Annotated in this window: 15 protein-coding genes; 7 read left to right on the top strand and 8 right to left on the bottom strand. The window is 71.7% G+C overall.

The window, feature by feature from the left end; genetic code table 11:
• The first annotated feature begins 228 nt into the window (after nt 1-228).
• Nucleotides 229-1,035, top strand: a complete 807-nt coding sequence (locus ACZ4TV_RS29515; RefSeq protein WP_468138132.1) for a purine-nucleoside phosphorylase — start codon at nt 229-231, stop codon at nt 1,033-1,035.
• A 34-nt stretch (nt 1,036-1,069) separates the two neighbouring features.
• A complete protein-coding gene (locus ACZ4TV_RS29510) occupies nt 1,070-2,725 on the top strand; it encodes a phospho-sugar mutase (RefSeq protein ID WP_468138131.1) in 1,656 nt (551 codons plus the stop codon).
• 66 nt (nt 2,726-2,791) lie between these two features.
• On the opposite strand, the gene tgmC is transcribed toward ACZ4TV_RS29510, so the two are convergent.
• Genes tgmC through ACZ4TV_RS29490 form a run of 4 tightly spaced genes read right to left on the bottom strand, consistent with a single transcriptional unit; the run spans nt 2,792 to nt 5,412 of the window.
• Nucleotides 2,792-3,922, bottom strand: coding sequence for an ATP-grasp peptide maturase system methyltransferase (tgmC, locus tag ACZ4TV_RS29505; RefSeq protein ID WP_468138130.1), 1,131 nt, complete (start codon nt 3,920-3,922; stop codon nt 2,792-2,794).
• Nucleotides 3,919-4,869 carry an ATP-grasp ribosomal peptide maturase gene (tgmB, locus tag ACZ4TV_RS29500; protein ID WP_468138129.1) on the bottom strand — a complete coding sequence of 317 codons (951 nt, stop codon included), beginning with the start codon at nt 4,867-4,869 and terminating at the stop codon, nt 3,919-3,921. The genes tgmC and tgmB overlap by 4 nt, the downstream gene beginning before the upstream one ends.
• Nucleotides 4,866-5,177, bottom strand: coding sequence for a putative ATP-grasp-modified RiPP (tgmA, locus tag ACZ4TV_RS29495; protein ID WP_468138128.1), 312 nt, complete (start codon nt 5,175-5,177; stop codon nt 4,866-4,868). Before tgmA ends, tgmB begins: the two co-directional genes overlap by 4 nt.
• 37 nt (nt 5,178-5,214) lie before the next feature.
• The gene (locus ACZ4TV_RS29490) at nt 5,215-5,412 is read right to left on the bottom strand and encodes a hypothetical protein (RefSeq protein WP_468138127.1); all 198 of its coding nucleotides are present in this window, start codon (nt 5,410-5,412) and stop codon (nt 5,215-5,217) included.
• A 251-nt stretch (nt 5,413-5,663) separates the two neighbouring features.
• On the opposite strand from ACZ4TV_RS29490, the gene ACZ4TV_RS29485 reads away from it, so the two are divergent.
• The 3 genes from ACZ4TV_RS29485 (at nt 5,664) to ACZ4TV_RS29475 (ending at nt 7,703) form a co-directional block, all read left to right on the top strand.
• The gene (locus ACZ4TV_RS29485) at nt 5,664-6,902 is read left to right on the top strand and encodes an XRE family transcriptional regulator (RefSeq protein WP_468138142.1); all 1,239 of its coding nucleotides are present in this window, start codon (nt 5,664-5,666) and stop codon (nt 6,900-6,902) included.
• Complete coding sequence (locus tag ACZ4TV_RS29480; RefSeq protein WP_468138126.1) at nt 6,899-7,447, top strand: GNAT family N-acetyltransferase; 549 nt, start codon at nt 6,899-6,901, stop codon at nt 7,445-7,447. Before ACZ4TV_RS29485 ends, ACZ4TV_RS29480 begins: the two co-directional genes overlap by 4 nt.
• Before the next feature lie 109 nt (nt 7,448-7,556).
• Nucleotides 7,557-7,703 carry a hypothetical protein gene (locus tag ACZ4TV_RS29475; protein ID WP_468138125.1) on the top strand — a complete coding sequence of 49 codons (147 nt, stop codon included), beginning with the start codon at nt 7,557-7,559 and terminating at the stop codon, nt 7,701-7,703.
• A 543-nt stretch (nt 7,704-8,246) separates the two neighbouring features.
• Here the strand turns inward: ACZ4TV_RS29475 and ACZ4TV_RS29470 are convergent.
• From ACZ4TV_RS29470 to afsQ1, 3 genes are read right to left on the bottom strand one after another with little or no spacing between them, the layout of a single operon-like run.
• Nucleotides 8,247-8,894, bottom strand: coding sequence for a GerMN domain-containing protein (locus ACZ4TV_RS29470; RefSeq protein WP_468138141.1), 648 nt, complete (start codon nt 8,892-8,894; stop codon nt 8,247-8,249).
• On the bottom strand, nt 8,887-10,374 hold the full coding sequence (locus ACZ4TV_RS29465; RefSeq protein ID WP_468138124.1) for an ATP-binding protein: 1,488 nt from the start codon (nt 10,372-10,374) through the stop codon (nt 8,887-8,889). The genes ACZ4TV_RS29470 and ACZ4TV_RS29465 overlap by 8 nt, the downstream gene beginning before the upstream one ends.
• A complete protein-coding gene (gene afsQ1, locus ACZ4TV_RS29460; protein ID WP_468138122.1) occupies nt 10,371-11,048 on the bottom strand; it encodes a two-component system response regulator AfsQ1 in 678 nt (225 codons plus the stop codon). Before afsQ1 ends, ACZ4TV_RS29465 begins: the two co-directional genes overlap by 4 nt.
• Before the next feature lie 188 nt (nt 11,049-11,236).
• Between afsQ1 and ACZ4TV_RS29455 the strand changes: the two genes are divergently transcribed.
• Nucleotides 11,237-11,932 carry a SigE family RNA polymerase sigma factor gene (locus ACZ4TV_RS29455; RefSeq protein WP_468138121.1) on the top strand — a complete coding sequence of 232 codons (696 nt, stop codon included), beginning with the start codon at nt 11,237-11,239 and terminating at the stop codon, nt 11,930-11,932.
• 326 nt (nt 11,933-12,258) lie between these two features.
• Here the strand turns inward: ACZ4TV_RS29455 and ACZ4TV_RS29450 are convergent, their stop codons facing one another.
• Nucleotides 12,259-12,957 carry a uridine kinase gene (locus ACZ4TV_RS29450; RefSeq protein WP_468138140.1) on the bottom strand — a complete coding sequence of 233 codons (699 nt, stop codon included), beginning with the start codon at nt 12,955-12,957 and terminating at the stop codon, nt 12,259-12,261.
• A gap of 54 nt (nt 12,958-13,011) precedes the next feature.
• On the opposite strand from ACZ4TV_RS29450, the gene ACZ4TV_RS29445 reads away from it, so the two are divergent.
• Complete coding sequence (locus ACZ4TV_RS29445; protein ID WP_468138120.1) at nt 13,012-13,371, top strand: hypothetical protein; 360 nt, start codon at nt 13,012-13,014, stop codon at nt 13,369-13,371.
• The last annotated feature ends 45 nt before the right edge of the window (nt 13,372-13,416 follow it).

Genomic DNA, 13,416 nt, shown 5'->3' with positions numbered 1-13,416 from the left:
TTCCCCCCCCCCCCCCCCTCCCCCCCCCCCCCCCCCCCCCCCCCCCCCCCCCCCCCCCCCCCCCCCCCCCCCGCAACGGCGCCGCACCCGCCCCCCACCCCCACCAGCCCCCGCACATACCCCGCCCCACCGTCGGGGACATTTGGTCGGAAACGACAAGGCAACGATCCGAACACCGTGAGCTGTGCCATCTACGCGCGTAGGCCGAGAGCGGCTACGCTCGTCCGCGTGAACGCATCTGTTACCGACCCCTTCGCCGCCGCCGACGCCGCAGCCGCCCGCCTGCGCGAGCTGACCGGCGTCGAATCCCACGATGTCGCGCTCGTCATGGGCTCCGGCTGGGCCCCCGCCGCCGAGGCGCTCGGCGCCCCCGAGTTCGAGTTCCCCGTCACCGAGCTGCCCGGCTTCCCGCCGCCCGCCGTCGAGGGCCACGGCGGCAAGATCCGCTCGTACAAGATCGGCGACAAGCGCGCGCTGCTCTTCCTCGGCCGGACCCATTACTACGAGGGCCGCGGCGTCGCCGCCGTCGCCCACGGCGTCCGTACGGCCGTCGCGGCGGGCTGCAAGACCGTCGTCCTCACCAACGGCTGCGGTGGCCTGCGCGAGGGCATGAAGCCCGGTCAGCCGGTCCTGATCAGCGACCACCTCAACCTGACGGCCACCTCGCCGATCGTCGGCGCGAACTTCGTGGACCTCACGAACCTGTACTCGCCCAAGCTGCGGGCGATGTGCAAGGAGATCGACCCGAGCCTCGAAGAGGGCGTCTACGTCCAGTTCCCCGGCCCGCACTACGAGACCCCGGCCGAGATCAACATGATCCGCGTCATGGGCGCCGACCTGGTCGGCATGTCCACCGTGCTGGAGGCCATCGCGGCCCGTGAGGCCGGCGCCGACGTGCTCGGCATCTCCCTGGTCACCAACCTGGCGGCGGGCATCTCCGGCGAGCCGCTGAACCACGAAGAGGTTCTCCAGGCCGGCCGCGACTCGGCCGCGCGCATGGGCAAGCTGCTGACCCAGGTCCTCGCCCGCATCTGAGGCACCGGACCGTACGAGAGGTAAGGCGGAAGTAGTGCAGGAACAGGACGACCTGATCACCCGGGCCCAGGCCTGGCTAGCGGAGGACCCGGACCCGGAGACGGCGGCCGAGCTCGCGGCGCTCATCGAGGCGGGCGACACGGCGGAGCTCGCGGACCGTTTCTCCGGCACCCTGCAGTTCGGCACGGCCGGACTGCGCGGTGAGATCGGCGCGGGCCCGATGCGGATGAACCGCTCCGTGGTCATCCGGGCCGCGGCGGGCCTCGCGGCTTACCTGAAGGCCCAGGGCCACGCCGGCGGCCTGGTCGTCGTCGGCTACGACGCCCGCTACAAGTCGGCGGACTTCGCCCGCGACACCGCGGCCGTCATGACCGGCGCCGGGCTGCGCGCGGCCGTCCTGCCCCGCCCGCTGCCGACGCCCGTCCTCGCGTACGCCATAAGGCACCTGGGGGCCGTCGCCGGCGTCGAGGTGACCGCGAGCCACAACCCGCCCCGGGACAACGGCTACAAGGTCTACCTCGGCGACGGCTGCCAGATCGTCTCCCCGGCGGACGGGGAGATCGCGGCCGAGATCGCCCGCGTCGACACGCTCGACTCGGTCCCCCGCCCGGAGTCCGGCTGGGAGGACCTCGGCGACGAGGTCCTGGAGGCCTACCTGGCCCGTACGGACGCCGTCCTGACCCCCGGGTCCCCCCGGGGCGTGCGGACCGTCTACACGGCCATGCACGGCGTCGGCAAGGAGGTCGTCATGGCCGCCTTCGCCCGGGCCGGCTTCCCGACCCCGGTGCTGGTCGCCGAGCAGGCCGAGCCGGACCCGGCCTTCCCGACGGTGGCCTTCCCCAACCCGGAGGAGCCGGGCGCGATGGACCTGGCCTTCGCGAAGGCCGCCGAGGCCAACCCGGACATCGTGATCGCCAACGACCCGGACGCGGACCGCTGCGCGGTGGCCGTACCGGACGACGCGGCTCCCTCCGGCTGGCGGATGCTGCGCGGCGACGAGGTCGGCGCGCTGCTGGCGGCGCACCTGGTGCACAAGGGAGCGCGCGGCACCTTCGCGGAGTCCATCGTCTCCTCCTCCCTCCTCGGCCGGATCGCCGAGGCGGCGGACCTGCCGTACGAGGAGACCCTCACGGGCTTCAAGTGGATCTCCCGCGTCGAGGGCCTGCGCTACGGCTACGAGGAGGCGCTCGGCTACTGCGTGGACCCCGAGGGCGTCCGCGACAAGGACGGCGTCACCGCCGCCCTGCTGGTGGCCGAGCTCGCCTCGGAGCTGAAGGAGCAGGGCCGCACCCTGACCGACCTGCTGGACGACCTGGCGATGGCCCACGGCCTGCACGCCACCGACCAGCTGTCGGTCCGCGTCTCGGACCTGTCGATCATCGCCTCGGCGATGTCCGCGCTGCGCGCGCAGCCCCCGACCTCCCTGGCGGGCCTGCGCGTCACCTCTGCGGAGGACCTATCGGTCGGCTCGGCCGCCCTCCCGCCGACGGACGGCCTGCGCTACTACCTGGACGGCGACTACAAGGCCCGGGTGATCGTGCGCCCGTCGGGCACGGAGCCGAAGCTGAAGTGCTACCTGGAGGTGGTGGTCCCGGTCCCCGAGGCCTCCGACCTCACCCCGGCCCGCACCCGCGGCCAGGAGATCCTGGACGCGATCAAGAAGGACCTGGCGGTGGCGGCCGGCATCTAGCCCGGCCCAGCAGTCTGACGGCCCCCCGAGCCCCGTCCGGCCCGGGGGGCCGTCGCCGTCCGCGTGTCAGGGCCGCCAGGTGATGGTTTGTCCTTCGGGCGTGACGGTGATGTCGAACCGGTCGAGGCCGGGGGCGCCGTCGTCGCGCCACCGGGTGACGTAGTCGGTGATCCGGTCCCACAGGTTGTCCGGGCCGCCTTGCCGTACCAGCCACCGGCCGCCGTCGTGCCGGAGTGCGGCCCATGCGCCTGCTTCGACGTCGAGGAGGACGTGTTCGGTGCGACCGTCGCGGTCCACGGTCATGTGCTGCGAGCTGGGAGCTGCGAGCTGGGCAACGAAACGGGTGTCCCAGTCTTCGAGGACGTCCGCGCCGAGGTCGGCGGTTCGTTCGTCCCCCTGGTCGATGTCCGGAAGCATGCCGAGCGGGGGCGGTGTCTGGGGGCGAGCGAGCATGAAAGAGTTCCGGCCGTCGAGGAACCGGCCCGTGGCGGTGCCGTCGCCCTTGACGGTGAGGCGTGCGAGCTCAGAGGAGTACATCCACCCGCCGACGGTGGCGAGGATGATCCCGCCGGGCCGGGCCTGCTCAATCCACGCGGGCGGCACGGTGACCGTTCCGCAGTAGACGACGATCCGGTCATACGGGCTGCCGTCCTTCCATCCTTCGAGGCCGTCGCCGATGACCGCGGTGGGAAGGTAGCCGCACGCGCCGAGCGCGGCACGGGCGCGGCTGGTGACATCCGGGTCGATCTCGACAGCCGTGACGTTGTCGTCCCCGAGGCGGTGGCAGGCGAGGGCGGTGGAGTAGCCGGTGCCGCCACCGACGAGGAGAAGCCGGTGCCCGGCCTCGACATGGAGGTCTTCGAGCATCCGCACCACCAGGGAGGGCAGTGTGCTGGACGACGTCGGCAGGCGCATGATCTCGCCGCGCAGGTCGCCTGGGACGATCGTGCCGGCGATCTGCGTGACGAGGGATTCATCCGCGTAGCAGGACCCCAGCCACGGCGGGTCCTGCGGCATGACCGGCGCCCATGCGGTCGGGTGGCCGGGGGTATCGATCCGCTTGAAGTAACCGCCGCGCAGGAACTCGTGACGTGGCACGGACTCCACCGCGCGGCGCCACGGTTCGGTGCGCAGGTGGCCGGCACCAGTGAGGTGCTCTGCGAGCCGCAGCCGCAGCTCGGCGGCGTCGTCGCTCATCCGCTGGTCCTTTCGAGAAGGTCAGCCATGGCCGCGACCATGGGAAGGCCGGTTTCCGGCTCCAGCCATGCCCACTGGCCGGAGGGGTTGCATTCGAGGAACCACCATGTACCCGTGCGATCAATGGCGAAGTCGAAAGCGCCGAAGACCAGCCCGAACAGGGACAGGTAGCGCGTGAGGGCGGCGGCGATGCCGGGCGGGGGTTGGACCACGGTGTAGGTGAGCTGGTCGTAGTCGGTTCGCCAGTCCAGCAGTCCGGAGTCAATACGGACCGCGTACACCTGGTCGCCGATGACGGTCACGCGGACATCCGCCGTCTTATCGATGCGCTGCTGGAAGAGATGAGCGGTACCGGTCACCCGATCGTCGATCTCCTCTGCAGTCACCTCCCGTACCTCGACGGTGCAGGAGACGCCGTCAACGCGGTAGAGCGGCGCGGACAACGGCTTGTAAATCACCTGTTCGTGAGCGGTGATGAACGCGCGGGCGGCGGCCGGGGCGGAGGTGATACACGTGGGCGGGACCTGGAATCCAGCCTTCACAGCGGCGGCGAGTCCGGACGGTTTGAACTCGGCGTCGCCGATGCGGTGGGGGTGGTTGACGTAGAGGCAGCCAGGCAGGGAGGCGAGCGTTCCGCCGAGGCCGTAGCGGGCCTGTGTGGTGGCGAACCGCGCGTCATGCTCGGGCAGGTGGGGGAAGGCGAACCCGGACGGCCGCCGGTAATACAGCGACCGGACGCGGGAGAGATCCGCCGTGCGGGTCGGGGTGGACAGTGATCCTTCGATCCCGTCCGCCGTGATGTAGGCCGCGAACGACAAGGTGGCGGGGAAGTCCCCGGAGTCGAGCCGCACGACCGGGAGGCCCCGGCCGTGCAGCTCGTGAATCACCAGGTCGGCCGTGGGGTCGTCGATCATGGTGACGACCAGCACCGGACCGGAGTGGGTCACTGGTCGCTGTCGTTCCCGGTGTCCTGGTCCCCGCCGCCGGAGCCGCCGCCGCTGGAGCCGTCGGAGGGGTTGCCAGTGTTGGTGGCCGGGTTGGTGCCGGTACTGGTGCCGTGGCCCGGCATCGTCATCGGCTGTCCGTCGTGGTCGAAGTAGCGGGCCGTCTGCGTGGTGGGGTCGATCTCGGCACGGCCGTAGCCGCGGGACATGGCCGGGTACGCGGCCATACGCTGTACGCCCCACGGGGTCGGAGTGTTGTGGCCCATGGGCAGGGGGCTGCCGGCGGGGAGCCGGTCGGAGTGGACGAACACGCTTACCTCCATTGGTCGGATGGAATCGCGGGGCGGTTCAGGGGCGACGCACGCGATCGGCGCGCGTCTGGATGACTGACAGGCTGTCGGGGTCCGTGGTGATCCACTGCGGCGCCAGGAGTGCGTCAGCGGGACGCAGAACCCACACGGCGCCTCCCGCCACGTCGGTGACGATGGCGACCTGACCGTCTTCGTCCTTGACCAGGTCGCCGATCCACGCGCGTGGGCCGCTCATGCGGAAGGTTCAGTGTCGTCGGTGCATGCAGCTGGGGTCATGTCGCCAGTCCCTCCGGGCAGTTACGCGCAGTGGCGCTGTCGGTACAGACAGCTAAGCGCCGTAGAAGCGGCGACGGTAGGGCGATCGTGGGCGTTCAACGGCACGCCGTCTAGGGCGATTTGACCGTTCGTTTACCTGATGCGCCGGAGTTGGACGGGCTACCGTAGGGGCGTATGGACACAGCGCCAAACCACGCATTAGCGGCATGGATGCGAGAGGTGGGCTACAGCTCTCGCGAACTCGCCGCCCTGGTCAATCGCATGGTCGGTGAACTGACCGGGAAGCCGGGCGGGCTGGACGATTCCAGCATCCGGGGGTGGCGGTCGGGGCGCGTGCGCTGCCCGAAGGGGGCCCAGCTCGCGGCGCTGGAGCTGATCAGTGGGCGCACTTCTCTCGCCTTAGGTTTCTCGCGCCGTACCCGTACCCAGTTCCAGGAGCCGCCCATGGACCGCCGCGCCTTCCTCACCTGCGCCACCGCAGCGGCTGCCGCATCGTCCGGGAGGGTGCCACCGACAACGGCCGCGCCGCGGCGAGTGGGCATGGCGGACGTCGCGCTCATTCACCAGCGGTTCGCGGACGTCATCGCCTCCGACCACCGGCACGGTGGACAGCTCGACATCGAGCGGCAGGCGGCCGCCCTCGCCGACGAAGCGCTTGCACTTCAGTCGTCCGGGTCGGCATCACAGCGGGTCCGGGCCAGCCTGTACGGGTCGGCGGCGTCGTTCCGATCGTCGGCGATGTGGGCGGCGATCGACGGCCGCCGGTTCGGCGACGCGAACAGCCACATGCGACATGCACAGGAACTCGCCGAGCTGTCCGGTGATTCGGCGATCAAGTTCCGGATCTGGTCGCACGCGGGGACGATGTACCGGCACATGGGACGCCCGGCGGACGCGGCTGCCGCGAACGACGTGGCCCGCGGGCTCACCCTCACCCGCCGTGACCCGCTGTTCGCGTCGCTCGGGCTGGCGCGGCAGGCAGCGATCCACGCGGCGGCCGGGGACCGGGCCGCGGTGCGGCGGGCGTTCGGGCAGGCACAGGATGCGATGCACCGGGCCAACACTGCCGAGCTTCGGCCGGTGTGGCTGAATGCCTTCTACGATCAGGCCGAGATCGACTCCCTTGCCCTGTCCGCGTACTCCTCGCTCGGCGACTGGGCAACGGCGGAAGCGCACGGCCACAGGTGTCTTGCCGGTCTGCGGCCGCACATGGTTCGGTCGAAGGCGATCACCACAGCCCGCCTCGCACGGGCACAGCTCGAACAGAAGGAGGTCAAGGCCGCCGTGACCACCGCAATGAGCGTGCCCGCCGAGGCGGCCGCGGGGCACCCGCGGGTGGCGGTGATGCTCGCCAGGTTCGGGGACCGCCTGCAAGAGATCGCCCCGTCGAGCGGCGATACGTCCGCGTGGCGCTCGCACATGGTGCGGGTGAAGGTGGCGGCCCAATGAGTTCACCCGCCCCGCTCATAGGCCGCCACTCGGCGCTGACACCCATGCTGCGGCAGACGATCGGCGACGTGTACGCGCAGGTTCGTGACGACCTCCTCGACCACCCGAACTACAGGGTGGACGTCTTCCTTGACCGGCTGGACCGGCACGCCACCGAACCCGGGTGGGCCATCGCCGTAGCGCACGACCCGGTCAGCGGCGAAGCGGTCGGCTATGCCTACGCAAACACCATCGCCCCCGGGGACCGCTGGTGGAAGCGCATGACCGTACCCGTTACGGCACGGTTCACCGCCCGGGACACCGTCGCCGTCAAAGAGATCGGCGTCATCCCCGGATGGCGTGGCGTCGGGCTCGCTCGGCGCATGCATGACGTCCTCCTCGACGGCCGAGTCGAGCCATACACGACGCTGATGGTGAACCCGGCCGCCGGCGACGGAAAGGTCATGCGGCTGTACGAGGGATGGGGCTACCGGGAGATCGGGGCGGTCCAGCCCTCGCCGGAGTCGCCATGGCTGGTGTGCATGGGGCGGACCACCCGCGCGTGATGCACCGGGCCGTTCCCGGGGCGGCCGATGCGGTGTAGAGCGGAGGCCGCCGGGTGGCGGGGCAGACTGGCCAGACCCGCTGCGGCGCATCACGCCTCACCTCGCTCGCGTGATCGGGCATGACTCGCCCATGTTCCACCTGCGCCGACACGGCGAGGAAGGCATGTTCGACCGGTTCGCCGGTCATGCCGAGGAGTTGCGGGAGCGGGGCACACCGTACGCATTCGAGCAGTCCCAGACGGCCCTCGGACGCTGAACCATGAGGAGCGCGTAGCGATTTGACGCGCCTGGACGCTCCCCGCCCCGCCCTGGCCGTCGTCTGGCGGCAGATATGAGCCCAAGACTGCCGGCAGACGCCGTCGTCGAGGAGCGCGTAGCGATTTGACGCGCTCCCCGCTCCCGCCGCGGGAATGGTCGGGGTCTCGCTCCGACTCGGCCCCGGCACTCGGGCCGCCCATCGCTGATGTCCCCGCTCATGGGCTCGTACCCCGGTGACCGTTCCTTTGGGGGCTTCCCGGCAGTCCTTGTCTTTCCGGGGCGGGACGCCATGTCAAGGGTGGCCGAAGGCCATCGCGAAGCGACGCGACGACGAAGGAGGAGCGCCCTTGACAGGGCGGCCCGGCCCGGAGAGACAGTGGGGCTGACGGGAAACCCCCAAACCCTCCCTGATCAGGTCCCGCCAAGACACCGCCCACCAGCCCCCCGGACCCGCAGACGGGGGCGGGTGGGCAGCCGCCGACCGGCCCCCGCCCCCTCGAGGGGGAGATAGGGGGCCCGCGCCACGCGACGACGTACAGCCTCACGCCGCCGGCGAGGGGCCGGCGGCCGGGCGGACGATCTCGCCCAGTGTCGGCACCGACTCCGGGCGCGAGCGCACCGCGTCCGTGCAGTCCCACGCCCGCGGCGGATCCTCGTCCGGCCCGCCCAGGACCACCGGCCCCGGCCCCGCCGAGATGGCCTCGCTGCCCGCCAGCGTGCACACGATCTGCGACAACGCCACCGGCGGCAGATCCTCCGGCTTACGGCTCAGACGCACCGTCCCCGCCGGGTCCCCCGCCCGCGGCGCACCCGCCGTCAGGCCCGCCGGAACCTCGGTCGTGAAACCGGCGTCCCGCTCCTCCGCGGTCGGCTTCTGCTCCAGCGCCTCCAGCAGCGCCTGCGCGACCAGGGCCACGGGATCCCGTACGGGCTTCTTCTCGGGCACCGGAACCACTCGCTCCACGCCCACCAGCTGCGATCCGCAGACCAGTTCCACCGTGGCCCGGAAGCCCGGCACCCCGGTCGGCCCGCCGGGCTGCGCCGGAGTGTCGCACGACACCCGTGACGGCGCCGGACCCACGTCCACCGGCACGGTCGTCGCCCGGATCCCGCAGCCCGAGGTGGCGAGCAGAGCGATCCCGACGAGCGGGACCAGCACGGCCGGCAGCACCGGCAGAGCCCTACGCATCCTGGTCACGCGCGATCACCTTCCCCACGTCCACCGGCAGCCGCAGCGTGAACAGCGCCCCACCGCCCTGCGCGTTGGCGGCGGTGATGTCGCCGCCGTGGATGTGCGCGTTCTCGACGGCGATCGACAGGCCCAGCCCGCTCCCGTCCGACTTCGGCCGCGACGCGCTCGCCTTGTAGAACCGGTCGAAGACGTGTGGCAGGACCTCCTCGGGGATGCCCGGCCCGTTGTCCCGGACCGTGATCACCAGCCACTCCCCCTCCACGGTCACCGACACCCGCACCGGCGAGCCGCCGTGCTTGAGCGCGTTGCCGATGAGGTTGGCCAGGATCACGTCGAGGCGGCGCGGGTCGAGCCGGGCCACGATGTCCCGCTCGGCGTCGAGTTCGACCGCGTCGAGCCAGGCCCGCGCGTCGATGCAGGCCGTGACCTGGTCGGCGACGTTCACGTCGTCCAGCACCAGCCGGGCCGTTCCCGCGTCGAAGCGGGTGACCTCCATCAGGTTCTCCACCAGGTCGTTCAGGCGCCGGGTCTCGCTGACGACCAGCGCCACCGCCGGTGCGATCATCGGATCGAGGTCGTCGACCTCCTCCTCCAGCACCTCGGCCACCGCCGTCAACGCGGTGAGCGGCGTGCGCAGTTCGTGCGACATGTCCGCGACGAAGCGCCGGCTCGCCTCCTCCCGCGCGCTCATGTCGGCGACCTTCTTCTCCAGCGCCTCGGCCGTCTTGTTGAAGGTGCGCGACAGGTCGGCGAGTTCGTCCGTACCCGACACCTCCAGCCGGTGGTCCAGCTCGCCCTCGCCGAGCCGCCGCGCCGCGTCTCCCAGCCGCTGCACGGGCTTGAGTACGGTACGGGCCGCGGCCTGCGCCAGCAGCGCGGAGCCGAGCAGCGCGAGACCGGTCGCGATCGTCAGCGACCAGGCGAGCGCGTTCAGGTCGTCCCGCTCCTGTGCGAGCGACTTGTACATGTAGCCGGTCAGCCCGCCGCCCACGATCCGCGTACCGCCGACCAGGTACGGATTGCCGCGCGGCTTCGTGCGCTGCCAGTACATGTGGTACTCGGCGTCGTTGGCCGCGGTCGTCTTCTGCCGGTCGTTCACCGCCTGCTGCAGGGACTTCGGTACGTCGGCCAGCCCGAAGGAATCCGGTCCCGCCGCGCCGAAGACCTGCCGGTTGTCCTTGCCCACCTGTACGAGCAGCACGCTGTACCCGGGGCTGCTGGCCGCCATCAGCTCGGCGGTGCGCTGCAGCTCCTCCTGCGTCGGCTCGGCGGGCAGCGCGGCGGCCCGGTCCTGCATCTCCCGCCGGAAGTCGCCGAGGGCGGCGTCCTGGGTGCGGGTGAGGACCGCTTCCCGGTTGAGCCAGTACGCGATCCCGGACGCGGAGACCGCGGCCGTGAGCGCGACCAGCGCGAAGACGAAGAGGAGCCGCAGCCGCAGGCTGGTCCAGCGCCGGCCCGCGAGCAACGCCCGGATCACTGCGGGGAGTCCAGGCGGTAGCCGACGCCGCGGACGGTACGGATCAGGGTGGGCGAGGACGGCACGTCCTCGATCTTGGCGCGCAGCCGCTGCACACAGGCGTCGACGAGCCGCGAGTCGCCGAGGTAGTCGTGCTCCCAGACCAGGCGCAGCAGCTGCTGGCGCGACAGGGCCTGCCCGGGCCGGCGGCTCAGTTCGAGCAGCAGCCGCAGCTCGGTCGGGGTGAGCTGGAGGTCCTCGCCGTTCTTCGTCACCGTCATGGCGGCCCGGTCGATGACGAGGGAGCCGAAGCTCGCGGAGTCGCTCGACTCGCGCTCGCCGCGTCGCAGTACGGCCCGGATGCGGGCGTCGAGGACCCGGCCCTGGACGGGCTTGACCACGTAGTCGTCGGCCCCGGACTCCAGGCCGACGACCACGTCGATGTCGTCGCTGCGCGCGGTGAGCAGGATGATCGGCAGCTGGTCGGTGCGGCGGATCCGCCGGCACACCTCGAAACCGTCGATCCCGGGCAGCATCACGTCCAGCACGATCAGATCCGGCCGCTGCTCGCGCAGCAGTTTCAGGCCGTCCTCGCCCGTCGCCGCGGTGGCCACACGGTGGCCCTGGCGAGACAGGGAGAGTTCGAGGGCCGTGCGGATGGCGTCGTCGTCCTCGATCAGCAACAGGAAAGGCACGGGCTCATTCTGACCCATCGGCCGTCGGGAGTTCGACCGTCACGCAGGCGCGATCCTGCCGAGCCCTGCCGGAGGTCGCTGTGACAGGCCTGTGACAGTCGACGGACACCCCGGTTAAGTCGGCCGGGCAGTCTTCTATCAACGCACGACGGACCGAAGCAGACACACTCCACGACGGGGGGCGCGAGATGAACACGCTGCACAGCACCACCACCAGCGCGGTTGTCACGCGGCTGCACGATGTGAACCGCCGGGCGGGTGTCCGTACGGTGGCGGTCGCCCGTCCCCGGCCGGCCCACGTCGTAGCCATTGACGCACACCAGTACCAGGCGGTTCCCGCACAGCAGGCCCCGTCCTCCACGTCCGAGGCGGAGTTCACGGCGTACGTCCAGGAGCGGCGGGCCGCCCTGTACGCGACGGCCTTCCACCTCACCGGCGACCGCTACGAGGCCGAGGACCTGCTGCAGAGCGCGCTGTTCTCCACGTACCGCGCCTGGGACCGGATCAGCGACAAGGCGGCCGTCGGCGGCTACCTGCGCCGCACGATGACGAACCTGCACATCAGCGCGTGGCGTCGGCGGAAGCTGAACGAGTACCCGACGGAGGAGCTGCCGGAGACGGCCTCCGACACGGACGCGATGCGCGGTACGGAGCTGCGAGCGGTGCTGTGGCAGGCGCTGACCCGCATCCCGGAGCCGCAGCGCACGATGCTGGTGCTGCGCTACTACGAGGGCCGTACGGACCCGGAGATCGCGGAGATCCTCGGGATCAGCGTCGGCACGGTGAAGTCGAGCATCTGGCGCTCGCTGCGGCGTCTGCGGGAGGACGAGGCGCTGAGCTTCGGCCGCGACGAGGCGGAGTCCTTCGAGGAGCTCGTCGCCTGAGGGCGGCGCACACAGACCATCGGGCGGGGGGCCCGTCCTACGGGGGTGGGACGGGGGGCACGGGGGGGGAAGAGGCGGGATCAAGCGGCCGGGGGTCCGCCTGATCCCGCCTTTTCGCGTCCGCGGGTTCAGCAGCGAAATCCCGCGCGGCTCACAGCCCGGGGCTCCGCCCCGTACCCCGCGCCTCAAACGCCGGCGGGGCTGGAGGCGCGGCTCAAACGCCGGCGGGGCTGGAGGCGCGGCTCAAACGCCGGCGGGGCTGGAGGTGCGGCTCAAACGCCGGCGGGGCTGGAGGTGCGGCTCAAACGCCGGCGGGGGTGAAATGGCTACGCCGGAGCGGCGGCGCGGTGGCGGCCTGCCGCGGCGGCGGCCAGGCGGCCGAGCGCCTCGTCACGGCCGCAGGCGTGCGCGCCCAGCGCGACGTGCCGCGCCACGATGCCCCGCTCCGCCCGCATCAGCCGAAAGCCCCTGCGCAGCAGGAACGCCAGCGACTTGCGGCCCTCGCGCAGATCGCGCAGCAGCCTGCGCCGGAACGTCGTCGACGGCCGCCCCCGCAGACAGATCGCGTCGGCGAGCAGCCCCAGTTCCTGGCAGCGCGCCGCGACGTCCGCCGCGAAGATGCCCTCCGCGATGAACAGCGGGGTGCGGGCGATGTCGAGGGTGTCCGTGCCCGTACGGGAGCTGGTGGCGATGTCGTAGACCGGCACGTCCGTCCGCCCCGCCGCGCACAGCTGCGCGATCGCGGCGACCGCCGCGTCCGCGTCCCAGGACAGCGGGGAGTCCCAGTCGATGTCGGAGCTGCCGTCGACCAGCGGGAGGGTGGGGTCCTCGCCCTCCTTGTAGAAGTCGTCGAGGCGCAGCACGGGCAGCCCTGAGCGGGCGGCCAGCGAGGATTTTCCGGAGCCCGACGGACCGGTCAGCAGGACGACTCGGGTCGGCGAAGGCGAAGGACAGCTCACGGGACACCAGTCTGAACCATTCCCCCGGGTAGGGGATCCCTCCGGTGACCGGTTGGTATCCAGGATCACACGTCAACTACGCTGCGTGCGCACGCGACTACGACCTCAGGCGGGAACCCCATGGCACGTCACGCAGCCCCATCCGTACCGCATTCCGTACCGAGCCGGCTCCGCACCGCGGGGCTGACGCTCTCGATGGCCGGAGCGGCCCTGGCGATGGCCGCCGGCGGGGCCCAGGCCGGCGAGCTCGATGTCCCGGCGGCCCTGGCCGGGGTCACCGATCCGATCGCGAACCTCAAGGTGAACCCCCTCGCGCACACCGGCGTGGACCCGCTGGACAACGGCGTCGCCACGAAGGTCGCGGACTTCCCCGCCGTCGGCACCGGCATGGTCACCGGCGTCCTGACGCAGGGGCCCTCCGTCGGCGAGCTGCCCGGCGCGGCCGTCTCCTCACTGCTCGGGCCGGTCCTTCCCAAGTAGCCCGTTCTCCCCCGAGGAAGGGGGACGCGAAGGCCCCGACAGCGC

This window comes from Streptomyces sp. NPDC028910, from assembly GCF_055564955.1.
The sequence above is the reverse complement of the archived record's forward strand: the minus strand, read 5'-3'. Positions and strand labels throughout refer to the sequence as shown.

Excerpts from the sequence above, each read along its gene's own strand:
- tgmC (WP_468138130.1), bottom strand. The coding sequence starts at position 3,922 with ATGAGCGACGACGCCGCCGAGCTGCGGCTGCGGCTCGCAGAGCACCTC.
- ACZ4TV_RS29490 (WP_468138127.1), bottom strand. The coding sequence starts at position 5,412 with ATGAGCGGCCCACGCGCGTGGATCGGCGACCTGGTCAAGGACGAAGAC.
- ACZ4TV_RS29485 (WP_468138142.1), top strand. The coding sequence starts at position 5,664 with ATGCGAGAGGTGGGCTACAGCTCTCGCGAACTCGCCGCCCTGGTCAAT.
- ACZ4TV_RS29480 (WP_468138126.1), top strand. The coding sequence starts at position 6,899 with ATGAGTTCACCCGCCCCGCTCATAGGCCGCCACTCGGCGCTGACACCC.
- ACZ4TV_RS29470 (WP_468138141.1), bottom strand. The coding sequence starts at position 8,894 with ATGCGTAGGGCTCTGCCGGTGCTGCCGGCCGTGCTGGTCCCGCTCGTC.
- ACZ4TV_RS29455 (WP_468138121.1), top strand. The coding sequence starts at position 11,237 with ATGAACACGCTGCACAGCACCACCACCAGCGCGGTTGTCACGCGGCTG.
- ACZ4TV_RS29445 (WP_468138120.1), top strand. The coding sequence starts at position 13,012 with ATGGCACGTCACGCAGCCCCATCCGTACCGCATTCCGTACCGAGCCGG.